The sequence below is a fragment of the Bacillus sp. C-3-6 genome, assembly GCF_054509685.1.
In genome coordinates, this window is record NZ_CM137247.1 from 1,806,485 (window position 1) to 1,829,038 (window position 22,554).

A 22,554-nucleotide genomic window follows, 5' to 3' on the forward strand; every position below is an offset into this window, starting at 1 on the left:
AGTGGTTTCATAAATATAATGAAGGTTATTTATAGATGATATAAATATATTTTATATAAGGAGAACAGAATGAATGTTTTTGATTTTAAAGTCTTTACATATGTGGCTCGTTTAAATAGTATTAGTCTGGCAGCAAAGGAATTACATATGACACAGCCAGCAATAACCCATATTATTAACAAATTAGAGAAACGATATGCTATAACGTTATTTGATCGCTCTAGACAAGGAACGATTCTAACTGAAAATGGCAAAGAATTTTTAGTTGGTGTGAATCGACTTCTAATGGAGTATGAAAAACTTGAGGAAACAGCTTTCCAGTTGAAGAATAAAAGCTTGTATAAAATTGTACTAGCTACGTATCCTTCCGTTACTGTATATTGTTTGGCGGAGTGTATTCAACTAGGGAATATTGATCATAGTCAATATGTACTTGCAGTTCGAGAAGGAAGCTATCAAGAAGTGTTAGATTGGCTATCATCAGGTAGTGCAGATTTTTCTATTTCTATAAAAGAAAATTTAATACAAGGATTTCATTATGATGTCATTGGTGAAGATCCGTATGTTATGGTTTCTTCAAAAAAAGTTCCGCCTAACCTTACTATTAATGATATAAAAAATTATCCTTTTATTATGCCACTTTCTGGTTGCAAAGAAGTGCTCGAACCGTATTTGATGAAAAATGAAATAACAGTTAATAAAGTGATGGAGTCAGAATCAATTAGTTCAGCATTAGCACTTACTATACAAGTTAATGGCATAACAATCGTTCCGTTATCAGGACTACATAAGCAAATTATTCATGACTTCATTGTACAGCCGATAGAAATTACAATTCCACGACAACTTATTATGCAATGGTCACCTAAAAAAGAGAATGACCCGCTGTTTCTCGCGTTTGTTAAGAATTTATTAGCTCAACTACAGCAAAAGAAAAAATGAATATAATATTACAAAAGATAAGCTCATTTCACTAGAGCTTATCTTTTGTATGTATTACCAATAAAGAGCAGTATCATAAAATCCGATTAAAATAAGGAGAAAACCAGCTATACGCTGAATGCTATTTCCTATTTTCCTGCTCTTCTTTAGTAATGCCCCGTTTAATCCCAGATAGGAGATGAAGGACATTAATACGACGATAGGAAGAGCAGTTCCTATCGAAAAGAACGTTGGAAACAAGTACCCGTAATTAAATGATAAAGATAAAGGGATTAACGTTCCAAAAAATAGAACGAACATAGTCGGACAAAAAGCTAAGGAAAAGAAGAATCCGAGTAAAAATGAACCAACTTCATTTTGATTTCGTATAAATTTAATCGAGAAGAAATATCTTCTTTTTATAATACCTGACAACAGTAGCCCCATTAAAATTAATAGGGGTCCCATCATTTTTCGTAACCATGGAAAATACAAAGTCAATATTTGCTGAATCTCTTTTCCTAAAAAACATACTAATAGTCCAAGCGTCGTAAAAGCCATTATTTTTCCTAAAATGAATAAAAGTATATGTTTCCATACATGTCCCTTTTGTAAAGATTGGTTGCTATAAAGTGTAATAGCACTAATGTTTCCTGTTAATTGGCAAGGAGCAAGGGTACCTACTATGCCTAATAAAAACGAAAATAAAAGAGGTACAGATTTCGTAGCATTCGCGGCATCCATTAAAGGAGACATGAGTTGATAGCTCCATTCACTTATTGTTGAAAACACGTTATATTCACCCTTCTACTTAAATTGGAATGTTCCTTCATTAGCAATCTGCTTCCACGTATTACCCTCATCTGTAGAGAGGAATACATTTGATTTCATTGTAGCAAATACGATTTCGGCTGAATTTTGAGGGTTTTGTGAAATATACATAATTGCATCTTTAGAATCTAAAGGTGGAATTTGTATGTTTGTTTCTTCATTTGTAGCAATTGATTTCTTCGTTACGATTTGCTTATTAATAGGGGCGTAAATAACATCTTCATTACTTAATGTAATTGCGGTCGATTCAAGTGATTTAGAGAATAGTTCAAATGTATTTCCGTAATCTGTAGATAAGTAAACACCATCTTTAGCACTTACCGCGACTACACTAGATTGATCTGGATGTACTGAAAAGGAGTGGATTGCACTTGAAAGCCCCTTCAATTTACTAGTTTTCCATTCTTGTCCATTGTTCGTACTGAAGTAAAAACCTTGTTGCAATTTAGAATTTGGACGTTCATTGTATAAATAAATTGTTTCCGTATTATATCCGACAGCAAGGTTATGAAAATCAGATTCTCCATAAAAAGCTAGCTTTTCGAGAGTATTACCACCATCAGAACTTTTCATTAATCCTAAAGGATTTTTTAAATTTGCTCCTGGTTCAGGATGACCGCTGGCAAAGAACCCGTTCTTCGTTGCCTGAAAGCCCATATAATCATGTAGTCCAGTTTTAGCTTCAAGCCATTTTCCATTTTGATAAACTTTTATCCCGCTATGAGTGGCGATAGAAACCCCAGACATATTTCCTGCATAGCCAATTCCGTGAATGTGCTCGATTTTTCCAGATGTAATTTCTTTATAGAAGTCTTGCGGACTCGTATTTGCTGTTTCTATATTTTTTGGCTGAGATTGCACCGTTTCTTTTTTCACTGATGCTGTTTCGACGTTGCTAGAACATCCTGAAATTATTAATAAAGAAGTAATTGCTAACCCTGTTGCTACATAATGTTTCAAAGTTATGGCTCCTTTCCTATATATGAGATTTTAAGTATATGGAATAAATATCAAGAAATTGTGGAGTGGTATGCATAATTTAGCGTGGAAGAGGCCCGAGTAATGAAAATTCTCCTTTCGCTATGAGTATAATTAATTGACGAAAAATTATAACAATAATAGAATAAATTGTATTGATGATTAGTTTCACAAGCATACATAGGACACTAGGGGGATTATTATGAAATCAACATTTTTTGCTCAAAATAGAGAAAGACTAACGAAAACATTACCTGATGAATCCGTTACGATTTTATTTGCGGGACAAGCACCGCATATGTCAGCTGATGCACATTATAAATTTGTACCGAATCGTAATTTTTACTACTTAACGGGAATCGATGAACCAAATGTTATTTTTATGCTGAAAAAGTTTGGGAATAGTGTAGAAGAGACACTTTTCATTGAAAAATCAGATCCAGTAATGGAAAAATGGGTTGGGAAGACAGTTTCTAGCGAAGAAGCAGAGGGAATTTCAGGTATAAAGAAAGTTTTATATTTAGATAGCTTTGAAAAAGCAGTATCAAATATACTCTTTACAGAAAATGCGAAGCATCTATATTTAGATATAGAACGTCGCGAGTGGAATGGTACGGAGACAAAAACATTAGCATTTGCTAAACATGTAAGAGAAAAATATCCACACGTAACAATTGGTAATGTATATCCGAACATTTGTGAATTACGAGTTTTTAAAACCGAGGAAGAAATTGAAATTATTAAAGAAGCGATTGCTATAACGAAAGACGGTATTTACAACGTACTTAAGCATGCAAAAGCAGACATGATGGAGTATGAATTAGAAGCTCAATTTGATTTTACACTGAAATCATCTGGCATTAAGCATCATGCGTTCAATACAATTTTGGCAAGTGGTAAAAATGCTACAGTTCTTCACTATGAAGATAATGATGCACAAATTCAAAATGGTGATTTAGTATTGCTAGATTTAGGTGCTCAAAAAGACTACTATAACGCTGATATTAGTTATACATTCCCGGCAAATGGAATATTCTCTAGTCGTCAAAAACAAATTTATAATATTGTATTAAAAGCATTAAAAGAAACAACAGAGATTATTAAGCCGGGATTAAAGTTCGCTGTATTAAATGAGCATACAAAAAAGGTACTGGCAGAAGAGTGTAAAGCAATTGGTTTAATTCAAGAAGATGAAGAGTTATCAAAATACTATTATCATGGTGTCAGCCATTTCCTTGGTTTAGATACACATGATGTAGGAACATATAAAGATAGAATGTTAGAAGAAGGTATGGTTATAACAATTGAACCTGGTCTTTATATTGAAGAAGAATCAATTGGAATTCGTATTGAAGATGACATTCTTGTAACGAAAGACGGGTATGAAAACTTGTCAAAAGATATCATTAGAGAAGTTGAAGAAATTGAAGAATTTATGAGTGTAAATAATGAACATGTAAAAGGAAACCAAGCTGTAGTTAAATAATAAAAGAGTCATCACTAATTTATTTGAACTTTATCTCGAATCGTGGACAATTAAAAAATCCATGATTCGGGATAAGGTTCTTTTCTTCGAAATACTAATCTTTAATTATCAATCCTAATAAAGTAGCAAACTGAACAGCTTGATATGTTGATACTTTACATCCTCTTAAATCGTTCACTGAAACTGTAAGTGTATCAAAGGTAGAAGAACTAATATCTATCCCCTTCAGTGATGTCTGATCAAAATTAGCTTCATCAAGACTACATAATTGGAATTCAACTTTTTTAAGTTTACAGTCAAAAAAATCTGCATTATTTAATGAAGTTTCATTAAATATAATTTTTTCTAGTTTAGAATTTCCAAATGCCGCTAAATTCAAAATTGAATTCTCAAATTTAACATTTCCTAAGCTAGATTCTGCAAAATTAACCCCGATTAATTTACTATTTTTAAATTCGACTCTATGAACAGAAGAATTGCTTAAATTAACATTTGATAAATCGCAGTTTTCAAAACAAACATCTGTAATATCAATATTGCTAAAGTCTGTATTAGTGAATTTACAATTCTTTATCACTGCATCATACAATCGCACTCTATCTACAGATTCATTTTCGAAAGTGGAGTCTATAATTTCACACACTTCTAATGTTGGATCTTCTTCATAAAAAATATCTTGAAAATTCTTTGAAGATAACTCTGGTGAAATTTTTGGTCTATCAATTTTCATCGTATATCAATCCTCTTCTATTTGATATATTTGTGTAATTTGAGTACATTGTCTGTAAGGAACATTAGTTCTTATTATACAAAAATCTAAGTTCTTTTGTGAAGAGCATTTTAGCTACATTTTTCTTATTTAATAATAGCAGTGTTATTGTTTCTTAAGAAATAACGTCAAAACAAATACGAGAACGGCTAGTATAGTCGCTACAAGGAAAATATTTTGTATTTCTAAAATATTCGCCTCTTGTAATGTCTCCGCTTTTAGTAATCTTCCAATTAGCTTACGTAAGATCTAATTACATCTCCTTATTTTCTTGAAAATCAACTTCTATAATGATTTTGAAAAAGAAAAAGGGGGGATTTTCCATGAAGCGATTTGTATTAGCAGCCATTACAGTCTCTGTAATATTTTTAATTGCTGCCTGTTCTGTGACGACAAATACAACAAATGATCATAAAAATATGAATGATAAAAAAACACTACAGACTGAAACAGCTACAACACCATTGAAGGTTGAAAAAGGACCAGAAGTTACTTTAATAGCGAAAGAAGAAAAGCAAAAATTAAGTAACGGTGTTATTGTTCCAGTCTGGACATTTAATGGCTCATCTCCTGGTTCAGAAATTCGGGTGAAAAAAGGTGAAAAGGTGAAAGTGACATTAAAAAATGAATTATCTGCACCAGTATCTATTCATTGGCATGGATATCCTGTCCCAAATAACATGGATGGAATTCCAGGCGTGACACAAGATGCAGTTGAACCAGGAAAAAGTTTCACTTACGAATTTGAAGCGAACGTACCAGGAACGTACTGGTATCACTCGCATCAAGATTCTGTAAATCAATTAAATAGAGGTTTGTATGGAGTGCTCATTGTAGAAGATACAAAGGAAAAATATGATAAAGATTACACATTAATGTTGGATGAATGGGTTACAGATAAAGAAGAAATTAATAAGCAGTTAAAAGAAATGACAAAAGGGCAAATAGGTAATAAATCTAAAGGTAATGAAAATGGGGAAAAGAATGATGATAAGAACGGCATGGATCATTCTGATATGAACATGGGCAGTGATAAAAAAGACTCTAGTAATATGGAAGGAATGGACCATGGAAATATGAAGATGGAAGGTCATGATATGAGTATGTACGATTTATTCACAATCAATGGAAAAAGCGGTGATTTAATAGCGCCATTAAAAGTGAATAAGGGAGATAACGTTCGTCTTAGACTCGTCAATGCTGGTTATCTATCACATGATATACATGTTCATGGCCATGATATAAAAGTAATTGCGACAGATGGTCAACCAATAAACGATCCAAAAGTTATAAAGGATAAAGTAATTTCAATCGCACCGGGTGAACGTTATGATATTGAATTTACTGCTAATAATCCTGGGAAATGGTATGTTGAAGACCATTCAAAAAATAAAGGTGCAAAAGGAATGAAAGCTGTTATTGAGTATGATGGCAGCAAAGAGATGAAAGATAAAACAGACGAAAAAGAAAAATTACCGAAAGTAGATATAATGAAATATGGTACTAAAAAATTAGGTAATTTCACGTTAAATCAAGAGTATACTGCCACATATAATATGGACTTAAATACGCAAATGAATGGAAATGAAATGGTATATACAATTAACGGAAAGGTATTTCCGGATATTGACCCAATTCAAGTGAAAAAGGGTGATTTAGTAAAAGTGAGATTGGTAAATCGTTCTAAAATGGATGATCACCCAATGCATTTACACGGACACTTTTTCCAGGTGTTGAGTAAAGATGGAAAACCGCTAGAAGGTTCTCCAATTGTAAAAGATACATTGAACTTAAAACCGGGTGAAGAATATGAAGTAGCCTTTGTAGCAGACAATCCGGGTGAGTGGATGTTCCACTGTCACGATTTACACCATGCTTCAGCAGGGATGGTAACGGAAGTGAACTATACAGATTATAAATCTGACTATGTTCCAAACCAAAACATTCCTAATAAGCCAGAATAATAGGAAGCAGTTATCCTATGGATAGCTGCTTATTCATTTTTGTTGCAAGTACTAATGTATATGTTGATTATGCCCAGGTGAAGGAGTATGATTTGGGAATGTCGCGAATACGGCAACGATAATTACTACACTAATTGAAAGTAATAACAAAAAACGCTGTTGGATAAAAGTAGAAAAGTTCTCCGATAATAATTGAATCACACAGGACATAGTAATCGTTATAGTAAGTAAAAGGCTAATGAACAATATACTATGAGCTTGTTGAGCGTTTAACATTTCTGTAATCATTGCTCCCATCATACTTGCCATTAATCCAGAGAACATTCCTTCTAAAGCAGTATATAGGTGAAAACGTAGACCGATTAAGAAACCGATAAAACCACTAATTAAAATAGCAAGCAAAGTAGAATATAGTAATTCCCCCTTAAAGAGAATGCCTAAGTAAAAACCAATACTTAAACCGATACTCATACTAAAAGACATAATAAATACCATATACTCCATTAGGGTACCCTTACGTTTAGAAATATAGGATGTAATAAGAATCGAGGTACAGCAAAGTGTTAAGGTAGTTAACGTATAAGCAAACATTATGATACCTCCTTGTCCTATCGTTCATTTCATCATATGTTTATATGGAGGGTACTTATGCTTATTAATATCTGCATATTATCTGCACAATTTCATAGATGTAAGCAAAGGAACGCTTGATTTTTTAGGGCGTCTTTTTTAATTATAAGCATGTGAAAGAAATTGTTATATTATGAGTTTCTATTGTGAAGCCATAAAGAATAAGCGTATAATATTATAGGTCTCACATTTGCGAGACAAACCGCGAATGATAAATAAGATTGTTGTTTTATCATCGCTTCTAAACATATATATAATGAAAGTAACACTGGAATACAGATAGGGAGTTATAAAATGAAATTAATTATTGCCGAGAAACCAGATCAAGGGTTGGCTCTTGTTTCACAGTTTAAATATCGCCGGAAAGATGGATATTTAGAGGTAGAAGCGAATGAGTTATTTCCAAATGGAGCGTACTGTACATGGGCAATTGGTCATTTGACGCAGTTATGTAATCCAGAGCATTATCACGCAGAGTGGAAAAAATGGTCACTTAATACATTACCGATGATTCCAGAACGTTTTCAATTTGAAGTAACAAAGTCAAAGTATAAGCAATTTAACGTTGTGAAACAGCTGTTACATAATCCACAGGTAACAGAAATCATTCACGCAGGCGATGCTGGGCGTGAAGGGGAACTGATCGTACGAAATATTATTAATCTTTGTAACGTGCAAAAGCCGATGAAGCGTCTATGGATTTCGTCTTTAACGAAGCAAGCTATTTATCAGGGGTTTAAAAATTTACTTGATGAATCAGATACAATTAATACGTATTACGAAGCATATACAAGATCTTGCGCTGACTGGGTTGTTGGTATGAATGCATCACGTGTCTTTAGTATTTTGCTAAAGAAAAAAGGAATGAATGATGTATTTTCTGCTGGTCGTGTCCAGACACCAACGTTAGCATTGATTGTAAAGCGAGAGAAAGAAATTGAAAACTTTAAGTCAGAGCCTTTCTGGGAAGTGTTTGCAACCTTTAATATAGAAGGAAAGAAATATGACGGAAAATGGGAAAAGGATAATGAATCCCGCTTAAAAGACCCTGATATGGCGAATAAAATTGCGGCATTTTGCCAAGGGAAACCGGCTGTTGTGAAGGAAATGAAAACGGAGCGTAAAGAGTTTCAGCCGCCGCTTTTATTTAACTTATCATCACTGCAAGCAACGGCAAATAAAGCCTTTAAGTTTTCACCGAAAAAGACGCTTGATATAACGCAAGCACTCTATCAAAAAGGGATTGTTTCTTATCCACGTTCAGATTCTAACTATGTTACACAAGGAGAAGCAGCGACGTTCCCTGATATTTTACAGAAGTTAAGTCAGTTTGATGAATATAAAGGCTTATTACCGGCTCCGGTTGAATCCATTATGAATAACAAGCGTTATGTAAATGAAAAGAAAGTAACAGATCACTACGCAATTATTCCGACAGAGCAAGTTACAAACCCAAGCAGACTATCAGGTGATGAAAAGAAAATATACGATATGATCGTAAGAAGGCTTATTGCAGCTCATTATGAAGTTGCAATCTTTGACTATACAACGATTGTAACGCTTGTAGATGAACGTGCTGAATTCATTTCAAAAGGAAAACAGCAAATTCAAGAAGGTTGGCGTAAAGTTATTTTCCAAGACGATAAAGATGACGAAACCATTCTTCCAATTGTAGCTGAAGGCGAAGAAGGAAAAGTTGTAAAGGTGAAAGTGAAAGAAGGAAAAACACAGCCACCGAAGCGCTATACAGAAGGACAACTTATTACGTTAATGAAAACAGCTGGTAAGTATTTAGAGAATGAAGAGCTAGAGAAGGTATTGAAGAAAACAGAAGGTTTAGGTACGGAAGCGACTCGCGCAGGTATTATTACGATGCTGAAAGACCGTAAGTATATAGATGTAAAGAAAAACCAAGTGTATGCGACTGATAAAGGAAAAGTATTAATTACCGCAATTGGTGATAAAATACTAGCTTCACCGGAAATGACTGCGAAATGGGAACAACGTCTTGCGGAAATTGGTGAAGGTACAGCTTCACCAGCTACATTTATGGAACAGACGAAAAAGCTATCAGCTAAAATTATTGAAGATGCAGTGGAAATGTCTGAGAAGTGGGATTTCACGGGACTACATGTTGAATCGATTGAACGGAAAGGATCGAAATTTACAACGGGTAAAAAGGTTGGTAGCTGTAAAAAATGTGATGGTGATGTAATTGATAAGTCAACGTTTTACGGTTGTTCTAACTATAATACAACGCAATGTGATTTCACCATTTCAAAGAAGATATTAAGTAAAACAATTTCGCAAAAGAATATGACAAAGCTCTTAAAAGGTGAAAAGACTGATTTAATTAGAGGCTTTAAAAAGGGCGAGAAAACGTTTGATGCGAAATTAGAGTGGAAAGATAATAAGATTAATTTTGTATTTGAGAATTAATTTGTTAAAAGAGCATGACATAAAACTGTCATGCTCTTTTGTTTTTCTTTTATATAAAATTTAACGATAAAAAAAATCTTTTAAATAATAATTTTTTATTGTAAAACGATAAATTTTGTATTAAAATCAAAATCATAATAAATGAGTGAGGTGCTTTTGTTAAAAGGTAACAACCTTATTTTTAAAATTAGAGGAGGTATAACTATGAACATTAACAATTTGATTGTTAAAAATATGGATAACCCCCATGAGTTGGAGAAGATGTATAGAAAAGATCCGAAAGCTTTTAAAAAAGCATTCTCACAAGCATGGGACCAAAACCCTGATTCTCAGATTCTAGGTGCTTGGTATGAAAGGTTGCATTTCAAGGAGAAAGTAAATAAAGAAAAAACATCTTTGTTTCAAAAAGGTTTCTTATTCATGGGCCTTTTAGCTATTCTGGCCGGCATAAGCACCAGGATCATTTTCCACTTTGTTGAGCAGGAAGCAATTGCTCCAATTAACTTGGCTTTTGGTGTAATTCCCTTTATTGCTGCTTATTTTATTTACAATAATACTTCCAAAAAAAGTATTATTTATTCCCTTGCAGCGTTGTTCCTAATTTCCGGGATGTATCTTAATACGTTGCCATTAAATTATAAAGACAGTACCATTCTTGCTTATTTACATCTTCCTATATTTTTATGGGTCTTAGTAGGGCTTGCGTTTACAGGAAATGAATATTCAAAAGGCAGTACAAGATTAGCCTATATAAAATTTAATTTAGAATATTGTCTTCTCTACGCCAGCATGGCAGTGAGCGGAATGATACTAGCAGTATTCACCATGCGTTTATTTAGCTTTGTTGACTTAGATATAGGAGAATTCTATTTTAGTAATGTTGTTTTATTTGGAGCAGCGGCTCTCGCTATTGTGGCTGCATACTTAGTATCAATGAATCTTAAGTTTGCTAAAAATATTACACCATACATATCTAAAATTTTTAGTCCTCTCGTCCTGATCACGTTGCTTATCTATCTTATAACGGTAATTTGGGTCGGGAAAAATCCGTTCTTGGATCGCAATTTCTTAATGGCCTTCAACGGAATCCTCCTTGGTGTATTGGCTGTTACCATATTTTCTATCGTTGAAAGTGACTCGGACGAGAAAAAGAATATTTCAGATTATATAAATTTTTCCTTAATTGTTCTGGCGCTTATTATTGACACTGTCGCATTGTCAGCCATAGTATTTAGACTTTCTTCTTACGGGATTACACCTAATAGACTTGCTGTTTTAGGTGTAAACATAGTGATTTGGGCAAATCTCATTTGGATTATGTTTGCCTATATGCGTTTCTTGCAAAATAAATCAGGACCAAAAGCTATCCAAGATGCCGTTACGAAGTTTTTGCCAATATACGGACTTTGGGCAGCTTTCGTTATATTTACGTTTCCTATCATTTTTAATTAGAAAGGATCTGTTAATGCGGGAGTGGTGAGGGCTAATAATCATTGGGGGATGAACAAAACCCCCAATGATTAAAGTTTCACTATATTACAATTGGTATTATTACGTTTGTAGTTTCGGTAATTTCATTTGTATTGATAAATAAGAAATAAGTCTTGTATGTAATCTTTCCATAATAAAAACCGTCCCAAAATGGGACGGTTTTTTATTATGCGTATTGCCGTTTTTTCTTAATAAGCAACAAAACTTGTGAAACACAAGCTAGTACCGGTAACTCAATCAACGGTCCAATAACGAGTGCAAGTGCGATAAGAGGCTCGTCTGGAAAAGCTGTTACAGCGATAGCGAGTGCAACAGGTGAGTTTCTTGCTAACGTTGTTAAGCTTAGACTTACTGTATCTTTGTAAGATAAATGCATGATGCGCCCGATAAATTGTCCTAGTAAAAAATTAATGATGAAGAACAATAGAACAGGAACGAGTAATAATAAAACGACATTCATATTTTGCAGTAAATATTTACCTTGTGATGCAAACATCGCTACTATTGCTAAACTTAAAAATACAATTTGAGCAGAGCTGAAAAACGGAATGAGTTTATTCTCGAGAGTTTCAGCTTTATTCATTTTATTCATAATGAATTTTGTAGCGTGTGCAAGTATAAATGGTAAGACGATTACGATAACAATACTTTCTACTAAAACAGAAACCGCTACAGTTTTCATGACACCAGCAAATAAAAATAAATAAATTGGAAGGAGTAGTACTTGCAAAATTAAATTTACAGGTAAAATTGCAGTAGAAAGTGCTACATTTCCTTTCGCTATTTCAGTAAAGATTAAGTACCAATCTGTGCATGGAGTAACCATTAACATTATAAATCCAACCCAAAGTGCTGGATGATCTGAAAGAAATAGTGCTCCTAATCCCCAAGCGAGTAAAGGTGTCCATAAGAAGTTAATAGTAAGACTTGTTCCAGCAAATTTTAAATTACGAAATCCGTTTTTTATTTCTTTTAATGGGATGCTGAGGAATAATCCATATAGCATGAAAAATAAGAAGGGGACAATAAACTGGTCTGAATACGTATGTATCATATTAAATTGTCCGAGTACGATGCCGCATGTAACAGCAAAAAGAATAATAAAAGTTTGAATCTTTTCTATAGTGCTCATGAATAAATCCTTTCTATATATGAATTTTCCTCTCTAAGTTTATTATACAAGTAATAAAGATGTATTTGGTGTTCAATTGTATTTTAGTTAATATTTTTAAATTGAGATTTTATTTTTTATTAAAAGTTACTTGACTAAAGTAAGTGACTATATTACAATCACTTACATAAGGTAATTAAATAACAAAAAGTTTCGGCGGCTTAACTTAAGGTATCTATTGGAACTTTTTCTTAGAATAAGAATTTTTATGATGATGAATAATGAATATGAAAAGAAAGATTAGGTGAAGAAAATGGGACTATTTAGCTCATTATTTGGTAAAAAAGAAGAAAATACGAATGTAGAGGGGAATAAAAAAATGTCAAAAGTATTATTTGTAAAAGCAAACGATCGTCCAGCGGAGCAAGCAGTTAGTTCAAAAATGTATGAAACATTTGTAAGTACTTATAAAGAAGCAAATCCAAATACAGAAATTACGGAATTAGATTTATTTGCATTAGATCTTCCTTATTACGGAAATATCGCGATTTCAGGTGGATATAAACGTAGCCAAGGCATGGAGTTAACAGCTGAAGAAGAGAAGGCAGTTGCTACAGTAGATCAATATTTAAATCAGTTTTTAGAAGCTGATAAGGTTGTATTTGCATTCCCATTATGGAACTTTACAGTACCAGCACCATTAATCACATATATTTCATACTTATCTCAAGCTGGAAAAACGTTTAAATATACAGCAAATGGCCCAGAAGGTTTAGTTGGTGGTAAGAAAGTAGTTGTGTTAGGTGCTCGTGGTTCAGATTACTCTTCAGAGCAAATGGCTCCTATGGAAATGGCAGTTAATTACGTAACAACTGTACTTGGATTCTGGGGAATTACAAATCCAGAGACAGTTGTAATTGAAGGACACAATCAATATCCAGATCGTTCACAACAAATTGTTGAAGAAGGTCTAGAAAACGTTAAAAAAGTAGCAGCGAAATTTTAATTTATGATAGTAAATGGAAAAACCAACATGGATGACCGTGTTGGTTTTTTAGTCTATTTTTCATGTTAAAAAATGTATATTTATAAAATAAAAGAAAAGTTCGAAAATAGTATTGCAAAATATTATATAGCAAACTATAATGAGTTCAAGAATAGTTGATACTTAAATTAAATATTCAGAAAATTCAATTAGTTAAAATTGGAAAATGAGATAAGGAAATTTGAATGGGGGTTATATTATGGCGAATAAAGTACCGTTTTCGTTCATAGTAGTTATTGGATTAATGTTATTTGCACTATTTTTTGGAGCAGGAAATTTAATTTTCCCAGCGATGCTTGGTCAATCAGCAGGAGAGAATGTATGGATTGCTAACGCTGGATTTTTAGTAACTGGTGTTGGATTACCATTACTAGGTGTACTAGCATTTGGTTTTTCAGGTAAAGATGATTTACAGTCATTAGCAAGTCGCGCTCACCCAGTGTTCGGGATTGTGTTTACAACAGTTTTATACTTAGCAATCGGTCCGTTATTTGCAATACCTAGAACAGGAAATGTTTCTTATGAAATTGGTCTTAAGCCGTTTATGCCAGAAGGAGTAGGTTCTACACCTTTAATTCTTTTCACAATTATATTCTTTAGTATCACTTGTTTTTTTTCGCTAAATCCCGCGAAAATTGTCGATATTGTTGGAAAAATCTTAACGCCAATTAAGTTGACTTTCATCGGTATTTTAGTAATCGTTGCTTTTATACATCCGATTGGAGATATGCAAGCACCAGTGGAAGCTTATACATCACATGCATTCTTTAAAGGATTCCAAGAAGGATACTTAACGATGGATACGCTTGCATCATTCGTATTCGGGATTATCATTATCAATGCTATTAAAGAAAAAGGTGCGAAAACGAAAACACAAATTATGGTCGTTTGTGCAAAAGCGACAATAATTGCAGCATCTATTTTAGCAATTATCTATACAGCTCTTTCTTATATGGGTGCTTCAAGTGTTGCAAAGCTTGGACATTTAGAAAACGGCGGAGAAGTATTAGCGAAAGTTTCTAACTACTATTTCGGATCATATGGCGGAGTATTATTAGGATTAATGATTACAGTAGCTTGTTTAACAACTAGTGTGGGACTTGTATCAGCATGTTCTTCATTCTTCCATAAGTTATTCCCAAATGTTCCTTACAAAGCAATTGCAATCACACTATGTGTATTTAGTGCAATTGTTGCAAACGTAGGATTAACACAGTTAATCGCAGTTTCTGTTCCAGTATTAACAGCAATTTATCCACTAGCAATCGTATTGATTTTCTTAACATTCTTCCATTCATTATTCAAAGGAAGAGCTGAAGTTTATCAAGTGAGCTTAATCGTAACATTTATCATCAGCTTATTCGATGGATTAAGTGCAGCTGGAGTTAACATTGAAGTAGTAAGCCAAGTGTTCACTAAATTCCTTCCGATGCAGGAAGTAGGATTAGGCTGGATCTTCCCAGCGATTATCGGTGGATTTATCGGATATGGCATTAGCGTTGTAAAAGCAAAAAATCAAGTTCAACCAGCAACTAGAGCGGATAAGAAAATAGGTTAAATAAAAAAGTTATAGAACTTGTTTCTATAACTTTTTTTGTTACTATTGATAAGGATAGAAAAAATAAAGTAGTAGGGGAAATAAAATGAAAAAAACAATTGATCATATCGGAATCGCAGTTCGTGATATAGATAGTACGATACGTTTTTATGAACAGGTTCTATCAGGAGAATTAATAGATCGTTACGTAAGTAAAGCTCCTGGTGTGGAAAGCGAAGTAGCCATTCTTGAAGTGGCTGGAGATAGAATTGAATTACTTGCACCGACGAATAATACAACATCTCCAATTGCCCGTTTTATTAAACAAAAAGGTAAAGGTGTTCATCACGTTGCGTATCGTGTCGATGATTTAGATGTGGCTCTAGAAGAGTTAAAAGAACAAGGTATTCGGACATTAGAGCATACACTACGCATTAATAAGCACGGTAGAAGGTTAATTTATCTTAACCCAGCGGATACAGAAGGAACGATTATCGAGTATTGTGATTATCCGGAAGAGAAATAGAAGAGGGATATTTTTTTAAAGGTGTTACGTAATAACGTAATACCTTTTTATTTATGTATTTCACATTTTCTTCACAAATGATTCACGATAACTTTTCTTCTTTGATAACTTACATAAATATATTTTATGATATAATAACAATCAGCTTTAAAAATGTAAGTTGTATCTATCGTGATAGTTACTATTATATTAGAAGTTTAGAGGTGGAAGAGAAATAAGAGTTATACTTTATAGAAGTTTATATTTAATCAGGTTAATATTTCGCCCGAGAATCAAACTTCGGAAGTTAAAGTAATGAAAATAGAGCAATGAGGAAGAAAGAAGTGAAATGAGTGTGAAAGTAATGAGAAGATTAGGGACATGGCTATTACTTGTGTGTGTGCTTATCATATTGATACCGCAAAGTGCATCTGCTCATGCGTACGTTGTGAAATCAAACCCTACTGAAAATGAAACATTGAAGAAAGCACCATCTGTTGTAAAAATCGAATTCGATGAGGACATACAAGTTTCAAGTTTTAATACATTGTACGTGAGAGATACATCAGGTAAAAGAGTCGATTTAAAAGATGCTCATATTGATAAAAAAAATAAAAAACTATTAGAAGCCGGATTAAAAGAAAATCTCAAAAATGGTCTCTACTCTATTCAGTGGAAAGCTATTTCAGCTGATGGGCATCCAATTCAAGGGGTTATTCCATTCCGTATTGGATTAGCGGAAGCGGGAACAGACGATGTACAAGTGGAAGAGATGGGGTATGTCCCGCAAATCGATATGATTATGGAACGTGGGATTCTATATACGAGTTTCTCGCTATTTTTAGGAGTTCTCTTCTTTAATCTTATTATGTATAAAGGGAATGCAACCTCGGTTCGATTAAGGAGTAAGAACATAATATGGATCTCTTTATTTGGGATATTGATTAGCTTGTTATTCAATCTACCACTGCAAGCGAAAATAAATGCTGATGTTTCATGGCTAGAAGCATTCAACCCTTTACTATTAAAAGAAACATTACAGCTTTCTGTTTTTGGTTATGTATGGATTACTCAAATGGTTCTCATTAGTACGCTTATAATTGTTACGTATTTTGTGGTGAAGCATGAGAAGTTTTCGTCGTTTAAAGTATGGAGTATTCCAATACTATTGTTTATAGGGTTACTTGTTATGAAGGCCTTTAATAGTCACGCATACGGTTTAAAGTTTAAAGACATTGCTGTCGTTATGGATTTTCTACATTTATTCGCAGCTTCATTATGGGTGGGTGGTTTATCATCTATTATTCTTCTTTTACGTAATGAGGATAACAAGTGGCATATGTATTGGGATATGATTAAGCGTTTTTCACCGTGGGCAACAGGTGCTGTCATCGTGATTTTAATAACAGGCCTTTTTAACAGTACATTTTTTATTCCAACAATCCACTCGTTATTTGATACGAAGTATGGATTGGCTTTATTAACAAAGATACTTTTATTCATTTTCATGGGGATATTGGGAATTATTCATTATGTGAAAGGGAGAATGCGAGCGCAGCAAGGATTAGGAGCTACGGTGAAAGTAGAGTTTATCATTGGAATTATCATTTTCGTCATCGTAGCTTTTATGACAAACGTACAAACACCACCGATGCCTCCTACTGGACCTTTTACAGAGAGTAAGCAATTAGATAATGGATATGAACTTACGCTAAATGTAAGTCCGAATAAGGTAGGACAAAATAAATTCCATATTACACTAAAGGATGAAAAGGGACAGCCTATTACTGATATGGAACAAATGATATTGACGACTCAATCATTAGATATGAACATGGGAAAAGGTTCATTTAAAGTTTCAGTAGTTTCACCGGGAGAATATGAAGCAGAAGGTATGTATATTAACATGACAGGAAACTGGAATATACATGTTCATGGATTAACAAAATCTCTTGATAGTTTCGATACAGATTTTAAATTTATTGTCGGTGGCAGATAAAAAGAAGCTATGTATGAAAAGGAGCTAATAGAAAATGAAACGTATAAAAAAATTAGGAACAACAATGATCGCAACAATTATTGCAATGGGAATTTTTTCGTTACCTGTTAGTGCGCACGTCACTGTAAAACCAGCAACTTCTGATATTGGTTCTTGGGAGACTTATACGATAAAAGTACCAGTTGAAAAAAATGAAGCAACGACGAAAGTTACACTGAAAATACCGTCTGGAGTAGAGTTCCAACAGTATGAACCAGTCCCAGGATGGAAAGTTGAGGAGCAAAAAGATACAGCCGGAAAAGTTAAAACTGTAGTATGGGAAGCGACAGGAGAAGGGATTTTAACCGGCCAGTTCCAGCGATTTACTTTCGTCGCTAAAAATCCGGATAAAGAGCAAAAAATAGCTTGGGACGCATATCAACAATATAAAGACGGAGAAATTGTTGAATGGACAGGTGATGAAAAAGCTGAAAAACCGCATTCACTTACTACAATTGCAAAAGGTACGTCATTAACAGGAGAACATGGTGAAGTGTCTAGTGTAGAAAAGAATGAAGGTACTAGTAATATGCAATTGATAGCAATTGTCTTATCTATTTTGGCGATAGTATCGTCGGTAAGTGCGTGTGTTCTTGTAGTACGTCGTAAAAAGTAAGACGTAAGAAAGAGCCTACAAACAGTAGGCTCTTTCTTACGTTTATTTCATTTCAACTTGCTGCCTTACAGCAAGTGTTTTCGGTTTGATATTTACAAAACAAATACTCACAACAATAAATAATAGTCCGATGAATAAGCTAATGGTAATAGCCTCATGTAAGAAAATTGAACTTACAATAATAGCTATTAGTGGAATGAGGAATGTATAAGCCCCAACTTTACTTGCTTCACCAGCTCCAACAAGTGTGAAGTATGCAAGCCACCCCATTGCAATAACAAAGAATGAAATAAAGAGAAGTACGCTAACAAATGGCATACTCCAAGCGATACTAGACCAGCTTTCAAACTCTGAACCAAATCCAATTAAGCAAAGGCCACCAATAATAAGCTGAAGTGTTACCATCCAAATGGCATTAACACGGTGACCAGTCTTCTTAATGAATACTGTGCCAAGTGCCCAGCCAATAGCGCATCCTAACGCGAGAAGGATTCCAATAACAGAAATATGTCCTGTTAAACTGCTTGAGCTAATAACGCCTACACCAATAAATCCGAGAACAAGCCCGAAAATTTTCAAGCCGTACATTGATTCTTCAAGCCATATCCACGAGAAAATACCGAGTAAAACTGGTTGTAGAAATACAATGGCGGAAAATAACCCAGCAGGCATATATTGAAGGCCGACAGTTTGTAATCCGTAAAATATAATGATGTTAAGTAAAGAAGAAATAACGTATAAATGCCACGTTTCTTTTAAATGTAACTCTTTGTATTTCGGTAATGCGAACAGGAGTAAAATGAATCCTCCAATTAAAGTTCGAACGCCTGCGAATAAAACAGGTGGTGTATAATGCAGGGCAAACTTTGATAAAGGCCAATTGATTCCCCACATGAAAACGAGAAAGGTAAGGATTATGGCCGTCTTAGTTCGAGAAAGCTGTGTCACTGAAAGACCTCCTTGTTGTTATTCATTTCACTATGATATGATATCGACTGTAATAAATAAAATGAATCTTTTTTATGAGGAGTATAAGTGATTAGTTATGACCATTACACAACTGCAAGTATTAATAAAAACTGTTGAGTTAGGTAGTTTTACGAAAGCTGCCAGGGTATTAAATATGACGCAGCCAGCTGTTAGTCATGCGATTTCAAGTATTGAGTCAGAGTTAGGAGTTACTATTCTTATACGTGATAAACGAAAAGGGCTCCTCGTTACGGATGTAGGAAACAGGATTCTTGTACATATTAGAGAGATTTTGAACGGTGTAGAGAAGATTGAACAAGAAGTTGCGATGGAGAAAGGACACGAAGTTGGGACGATTCGAATTGGTAGTTTTCCGAGTGCTTCTGCACATTTCTTACCCAAAATGATAAACCTTTTTAAGGAGAAGTATCCGAAATTAGAAGTGGTTCTTTGTGAAGGAACGATTAAAGAAGTTGAAGATTGGTTAGTATCGAGGGTTATTGATATAGGGATTGTTATTTTGCCTAATAAAGATATGGAGATTGTTCCATTAACGAAGGGGAAAATGGTTGCTATCTTAAGAGAGGATCATTCTCTCTGTAAGAAGGACTTTATTACAATTAGTGATTTAGAGAATGAACCGATCATATTATGTAAGGGCGGATACGAACCACCTATTATTGATATGTTTAAACAAGTAAATGTACCACTTCGGGCTGAGTATGTAATTTCGACAGTTACTACAGCTTTAAATATGATTCAAGAAGGATTAGGCATTGCAATATTAGCTGAATTATCTTTAACGAATTTACCAAAAAATGTGCAAACGAGAGAATTGGAACCACAAGTATGGAGAGAAATTGCTTTAGCTGTTCCTTCATTAAAGGATTCTTCAATCGCTGTGCAGCTATTTATTGAAGAATTTCAAGCGCTATTCGCAGAATAAAAAGAGGTGTCTCATATATCATAATGGGACACTTTTTAATTTACTTATAAAAAATCTATGAAAAGGATTGACTTATTTTTTAGTTGTAACTATAATAATTACATCGAGGTGATGATTACGATGAAAATTAGTAGCCGCTTTTCCATAGCTGTTCATATTTTATCTATTTTGAAAAACAATCCATCTTCACTTTGTACTTCAGACTATATGGCTGAGAGTGTCAATACAAATCCAGTAGTCATTCGTAAAATCATGTCGTACTTGAAACAAGCTGGCTTTGTTTACGTAAATCGTGGACCGGGTGGCGCGGGATTACTAAAGGATTTACATGAAATTACATTGTTAGATGTGTATCATGCAGTGAACGTAGTCGAAGAAGACAAGCTATTTCATATTCACGAGCAACCGAATCCAGATTGTCCAATTGGGGCGAACATTCAAGCGGTGTTAGAAATTATTTTAATTCAAGCACAATCCGCGATGGAAGAAGTTTTGAGAAATATTACGATGGGGCAGTTGTTTGAAACTTTGCAAGAAAAAATGAATGTTTAAATAATATTTATATTTTTTTATCATTAATGTAACTGGTTTGATTACAACGATAAGGTAAGGTGTAAAAGTTATGACTGTAAAAATGAAAGTATACTCAGATTTTATATGTCCGTTTTGTTTTTTAGCAAAAGGTCCATTAGATGAGGTAGCGAAAGAGAAAGGTGTAGAGATTGAATGGATGCCATTTGAATTACGTCCAAGTCCATATTCAAAAATAGATCCATGGAATGAACCAGAAAAATTAGGTTCATGGGATGCTTTCATTCTTCCGACAGCGAAGAAGTTTGGAATTGATATGCGCTTGCCACGTGTTTCACCACATCCATATACACATTTAGCTTTCGAAGGATGTCAATTTGCGAAAGAACGTGGACTAGGTAATGAGTATCATCACCGCGTATTCACAGCATTTTTCCAAGAAGAGCAAAACATTGAAGATATTGATGTGTTAACAAAATTAGCGGTAGAAGTAGGACTTCCTGAGGCGGAATTTAAAGATGCTTTAGTAACTCGTAAATATAAAGAAAAGCATCAAGAAGCAATTCAACACGCATATGATGAAGCGAATATTATGGCTGTTCCAACTGTCATGATTGGAGATGAAGTCATTCAAGGGCTTGCTAGTAAAGAAACACTAGAAAGGGTCATTGATAAAGAAATTGAAAAGGATAAAACAAATTCATTTGAAGGTATGCAATGTAATACCGATGGTTATTGCTAATTCGCTTGTTATGAAATAACAAAATAAATGATAAAACAAACATTTGGAGGAATTAAAATGTCAGCAACTACAACAAACTTAAAAGAAGCAATCGTGAACCGCCGTTCAATTCGTAAAGTAACAAAAAACGATGCAATTACGAAAGAAAGAATTGAAGAAGTGTTAAAAACAGCTTTACACGCACCAACATCTTTCAATATGCAAAGTGGTCGTATGGTTGTATTAATGGATGGAGAGCATGAAAAGTTTTGGGATATCGTTAAAGAAACACTAAGAGCACGCGTACCAGCAGAAAACTTTGAAGCGACTGTAGAAAGACTAAAAGGCTTCCATGCAGGTGTAGGAACAGTTCTATTTTTTGAAGATCAAGCAACTGTAGAAAAAATGCAAGAAAATGCCCCATTATACAAAGATCAGTTCCCATTCTGGTCTCATCAAGGAAATGCGATGTTACAACATACTGTGTGGATGCTATTATCTGCTGAAGGAATTGGGGCGTCATTACAACATTACAACCCAATCGTAGATGCTGAAGTGAAAGAAACTTGGAACATTCCGGCAGAGTGGAGCTTAGTAGGTCAAATGCCATTTGGTGAACCAAACGAACAACCAGCAGAAAGAACGTTCTTGCCTACTGAAGATGTAGTGAAATTTTATTAAGAAATACAATATGTAACGAGAAGGAAGCTGTGCTTAAAAACAGCTTCCTTTTTTGTAGTGGTGTTAATTTATGTGCATTTAGGGAAGAAATATAAGAAATAATCCGGTGAGAAGGGAATTAGAAAAATGAATGATGAGAAAAAATATACAGTGGTAGGTACTGATGTTGAGGAAGTAAAGCGTTTAAATAAAAATTCAGGGTTAACGTATAATCAAGTGAAAGAAATGTTAGCAAAGCAAATGCAAAAAAAGAAGTAATTAGATTGAAATCTTTCATTTTTTCATTTAGCATTTTGATTGGAGAGAGTTAAGTAAAAGGTAACTCTCTTTTTTGTATAGCTAAGC

Annotated in this window: 21 protein-coding genes; 15 read left to right on the top strand and 6 right to left on the bottom strand. The window is 34.0% G+C overall.

The window, feature by feature from the left end; all coding sequences use genetic code 11:
• Positions 1 to 69: 69 nt before the first annotated feature.
• On the top strand, positions 70 to 942 hold the full coding sequence (locus ACW0JX_RS09350) for a LysR family transcriptional regulator (RefSeq protein WP_001100328.1): 873 nt from the start codon (positions 70 to 72) through the stop codon (positions 940 to 942).
• Between the two features lie 54 nt (positions 943 to 996).
• On the opposite strand, the gene ACW0JX_RS09355 is transcribed toward ACW0JX_RS09350, so the two are convergent.
• Both ACW0JX_RS09355 and ACW0JX_RS09360 read right to left on the bottom strand, forming a co-directional pair.
• Positions 997 to 1,713 (bottom strand): urease accessory protein UreH domain-containing protein, encoded by a 717-nt coding sequence (locus tag ACW0JX_RS09355; RefSeq protein ID WP_459245607.1) that lies wholly within the window; start codon positions 1,711 to 1,713, stop codon positions 997 to 999.
• A gap of 15 nt (positions 1,714 to 1,728) precedes the next feature.
• On the bottom strand, positions 1,729 to 2,712 hold the full coding sequence (locus ACW0JX_RS09360) for a F510_1955 family glycosylhydrolase (RefSeq protein WP_459245608.1): 984 nt from the start codon (positions 2,710 to 2,712) through the stop codon (positions 1,729 to 1,731).
• 220 nt (positions 2,713 to 2,932) lie between these two features.
• Here ACW0JX_RS09360 and ACW0JX_RS09365 point away from each other — a divergent pair, with 220 nt between their 5' ends.
• Positions 2,933 to 4,216 (top strand): aminopeptidase P family protein, encoded by a 1,284-nt coding sequence (locus ACW0JX_RS09365; RefSeq protein ID WP_459245609.1) that lies wholly within the window; start codon positions 2,933 to 2,935, stop codon positions 4,214 to 4,216.
• A 94-nt stretch (positions 4,217 to 4,310) separates the two neighbouring features.
• Here the strand turns inward: ACW0JX_RS09365 and ACW0JX_RS09370 are convergent, their stop codons facing one another.
• Positions 4,311 to 4,946, bottom strand: coding sequence for a pentapeptide repeat-containing protein (locus ACW0JX_RS09370; RefSeq protein ID WP_000687268.1), 636 nt, complete (start codon positions 4,944 to 4,946; stop codon positions 4,311 to 4,313).
• Positions 4,947 to 5,308: 362 nt separating this feature from the next.
• Between ACW0JX_RS09370 and ACW0JX_RS09375 the strand changes: the two genes are divergently transcribed.
• Complete coding sequence (locus ACW0JX_RS09375) at positions 5,309 to 6,949, top strand: multicopper oxidase family protein (RefSeq protein ID WP_459245610.1); 1,641 nt, start codon at positions 5,309 to 5,311, stop codon at positions 6,947 to 6,949.
• Between the two features lie 51 nt (positions 6,950 to 7,000).
• On the opposite strand, the gene ACW0JX_RS09380 is transcribed toward ACW0JX_RS09375, so the two are convergent.
• Positions 7,001 to 7,540 carry a hypothetical protein gene (locus ACW0JX_RS09380; protein WP_061660353.1) on the bottom strand — a complete coding sequence of 180 codons (540 nt, stop codon included), beginning with the start codon at positions 7,538 to 7,540 and terminating at the stop codon, positions 7,001 to 7,003.
• A gap of 333 nt (positions 7,541 to 7,873) precedes the next feature.
• Between ACW0JX_RS09380 and topB the strand changes: the two genes are divergently transcribed.
• On the top strand, positions 7,874 to 10,018 hold the full coding sequence (gene topB, locus ACW0JX_RS09385; RefSeq protein ID WP_459245611.1) for a DNA topoisomerase III: 2,145 nt from the start codon (positions 7,874 to 7,876) through the stop codon (positions 10,016 to 10,018).
• Positions 10,019 to 10,222: 204 nt separating this feature from the next.
• Positions 10,223 to 11,470, top strand: coding sequence for a DUF4153 domain-containing protein (locus ACW0JX_RS09390; RefSeq protein ID WP_459245612.1), 1,248 nt, complete (start codon positions 10,223 to 10,225; stop codon positions 11,468 to 11,470).
• 205 nt (positions 11,471 to 11,675) lie between these two features.
• Here the strand turns inward: ACW0JX_RS09390 and ACW0JX_RS09395 are convergent, their stop codons facing one another.
• Positions 11,676 to 12,641, bottom strand: a complete 966-nt coding sequence (locus tag ACW0JX_RS09395) for an arsenic resistance protein (protein WP_459245613.1) — start codon at positions 12,639 to 12,641, stop codon at positions 11,676 to 11,678.
• A gap of 292 nt (positions 12,642 to 12,933) precedes the next feature.
• Here ACW0JX_RS09395 and ACW0JX_RS09400 point away from each other — a divergent pair, with 292 nt between their 5' ends.
• From ACW0JX_RS09400 to ACW0JX_RS09420, 5 genes are all read left to right on the top strand, one after another.
• Positions 12,934 to 13,626 carry an FMN-dependent NADH-azoreductase gene (locus ACW0JX_RS09400; RefSeq protein ID WP_000522528.1) on the top strand — a complete coding sequence of 231 codons (693 nt, stop codon included), beginning with the start codon at positions 12,934 to 12,936 and terminating at the stop codon, positions 13,624 to 13,626.
• A 238-nt stretch (positions 13,627 to 13,864) separates the two neighbouring features.
• Entirely contained in the window at positions 13,865 to 15,223 is a 1,359-nt protein-coding gene (gene brnQ, locus ACW0JX_RS09405) for a branched-chain amino acid transport system II carrier protein (RefSeq protein WP_001284785.1), read from the top strand.
• An 85-nt stretch (positions 15,224 to 15,308) separates the two neighbouring features.
• Positions 15,309 to 15,728 (top strand): VOC family protein, encoded by a 420-nt coding sequence (locus ACW0JX_RS09410; RefSeq protein WP_459245614.1) that lies wholly within the window; start codon positions 15,309 to 15,311, stop codon positions 15,726 to 15,728.
• 328 nt (positions 15,729 to 16,056) lie between these two features.
• Entirely contained in the window at positions 16,057 to 17,706 is a 1,650-nt protein-coding gene (locus ACW0JX_RS09415; protein ID WP_459245615.1) for a copper resistance CopC/CopD family protein, read from the top strand.
• Between the two features lie 34 nt (positions 17,707 to 17,740).
• The gene (locus ACW0JX_RS09420) at positions 17,741 to 18,361 is read left to right on the top strand and encodes a YcnI family copper-binding membrane protein (protein ID WP_065228652.1); all 621 of its coding nucleotides are present in this window, start codon (positions 17,741 to 17,743) and stop codon (positions 18,359 to 18,361) included.
• Between the two features lie 42 nt (positions 18,362 to 18,403).
• On the opposite strand, the gene ACW0JX_RS09425 is transcribed toward ACW0JX_RS09420, so the two are convergent.
• Positions 18,404 to 19,309, bottom strand: a complete 906-nt coding sequence (locus tag ACW0JX_RS09425) for a DMT family transporter (protein ID WP_098853086.1) — start codon at positions 19,307 to 19,309, stop codon at positions 18,404 to 18,406.
• 97 nt (positions 19,310 to 19,406) lie between these two features.
• On the opposite strand from ACW0JX_RS09425, the gene ACW0JX_RS09430 reads away from it, so the two are divergent.
• The 5 genes from ACW0JX_RS09430 to ACW0JX_RS09450 all read left to right on the top strand — a co-directional run bounded on the left by ACW0JX_RS09430 (position 19,407) and on the right by ACW0JX_RS09450 (position 22,467).
• Complete coding sequence (locus tag ACW0JX_RS09430; protein WP_459245616.1) at positions 19,407 to 20,276, top strand: LysR family transcriptional regulator; 870 nt, start codon at positions 19,407 to 19,409, stop codon at positions 20,274 to 20,276.
• Positions 20,277 to 20,396: 120 nt separating this feature from the next.
• Entirely contained in the window at positions 20,397 to 20,828 is a 432-nt protein-coding gene (locus tag ACW0JX_RS09435) for an Rrf2 family transcriptional regulator (RefSeq protein WP_033695258.1), read from the top strand.
• Positions 20,829 to 20,898: 70 nt separating this feature from the next.
• A complete protein-coding gene (locus ACW0JX_RS09440) occupies positions 20,899 to 21,549 on the top strand; it encodes a DsbA family oxidoreductase (RefSeq protein ID WP_017656790.1) in 651 nt (216 codons plus the stop codon).
• A gap of 57 nt (positions 21,550 to 21,606) precedes the next feature.
• The gene (locus ACW0JX_RS09445; protein ID WP_001277021.1) at positions 21,607 to 22,209 is read left to right on the top strand and encodes a nitroreductase family protein; all 603 of its coding nucleotides are present in this window, start codon (positions 21,607 to 21,609) and stop codon (positions 22,207 to 22,209) included.
• A gap of 126 nt (positions 22,210 to 22,335) precedes the next feature.
• Positions 22,336 to 22,467 carry a hypothetical protein gene (locus ACW0JX_RS09450; RefSeq protein WP_000997344.1) on the top strand — a complete coding sequence of 44 codons (132 nt, stop codon included), beginning with the start codon at positions 22,336 to 22,338 and terminating at the stop codon, positions 22,465 to 22,467.
• Positions 22,468 to 22,554: the final 87 nt, after the last annotated feature.

What these genes read in the sequence shown, in the direction of transcription:
- ACW0JX_RS09350 (WP_001100328.1), top strand. Translation starts at nt 70, where the DNA reads ATGAATGTTTTTGATTTTAAAGTCTTTACATATGTGGCTCGTTTAAAT.
- ACW0JX_RS09365 (WP_459245609.1), top strand. Translation starts at nt 2,933, where the DNA reads ATGAAATCAACATTTTTTGCTCAAAATAGAGAAAGACTAACGAAAACA.
- ACW0JX_RS09370 (WP_000687268.1), bottom strand. Translation starts at nt 4,946, where the DNA reads ATGAAAATTGATAGACCAAAAATTTCACCAGAGTTATCTTCAAAGAAT.
- ACW0JX_RS09375 (WP_459245610.1), top strand. Translation starts at nt 5,309, where the DNA reads ATGAAGCGATTTGTATTAGCAGCCATTACAGTCTCTGTAATATTTTTA.
- ACW0JX_RS09380 (WP_061660353.1), bottom strand. Translation starts at nt 7,540, where the DNA reads ATGTTTGCTTATACGTTAACTACCTTAACACTTTGCTGTACCTCGATT.
- topB (WP_459245611.1), top strand. Translation starts at nt 7,874, where the DNA reads ATGAAATTAATTATTGCCGAGAAACCAGATCAAGGGTTGGCTCTTGTT.
- ACW0JX_RS09390 (WP_459245612.1), top strand. Translation starts at nt 10,223, where the DNA reads ATGAACATTAACAATTTGATTGTTAAAAATATGGATAACCCCCATGAG.
- ACW0JX_RS09395 (WP_459245613.1), bottom strand. Translation starts at nt 12,641, where the DNA reads ATGAGCACTATAGAAAAGATTCAAACTTTTATTATTCTTTTTGCTGTT.
- ACW0JX_RS09400 (WP_000522528.1), top strand. Translation starts at nt 12,934, where the DNA reads ATGGGACTATTTAGCTCATTATTTGGTAAAAAAGAAGAAAATACGAAT.
- brnQ (WP_001284785.1), top strand. Translation starts at nt 13,865, where the DNA reads ATGGCGAATAAAGTACCGTTTTCGTTCATAGTAGTTATTGGATTAATG.
- ACW0JX_RS09410 (WP_459245614.1), top strand. Translation starts at nt 15,309, where the DNA reads ATGAAAAAAACAATTGATCATATCGGAATCGCAGTTCGTGATATAGAT.
- ACW0JX_RS09415 (WP_459245615.1), top strand. Translation starts at nt 16,057, where the DNA reads ATGAGTGTGAAAGTAATGAGAAGATTAGGGACATGGCTATTACTTGTG.
- ACW0JX_RS09420 (WP_065228652.1), top strand. Translation starts at nt 17,741, where the DNA reads ATGAAACGTATAAAAAAATTAGGAACAACAATGATCGCAACAATTATT.
- ACW0JX_RS09430 (WP_459245616.1), top strand. Translation starts at nt 19,407, where the DNA reads ATGACCATTACACAACTGCAAGTATTAATAAAAACTGTTGAGTTAGGT.
- ACW0JX_RS09435 (WP_033695258.1), top strand. Translation starts at nt 20,397, where the DNA reads ATGAAAATTAGTAGCCGCTTTTCCATAGCTGTTCATATTTTATCTATT.
- ACW0JX_RS09440 (WP_017656790.1), top strand. Translation starts at nt 20,899, where the DNA reads ATGACTGTAAAAATGAAAGTATACTCAGATTTTATATGTCCGTTTTGT.
- ACW0JX_RS09445 (WP_001277021.1), top strand. Translation starts at nt 21,607, where the DNA reads ATGTCAGCAACTACAACAAACTTAAAAGAAGCAATCGTGAACCGCCGT.
- ACW0JX_RS09450 (WP_000997344.1), top strand. Translation starts at nt 22,336, where the DNA reads ATGAATGATGAGAAAAAATATACAGTGGTAGGTACTGATGTTGAGGAA.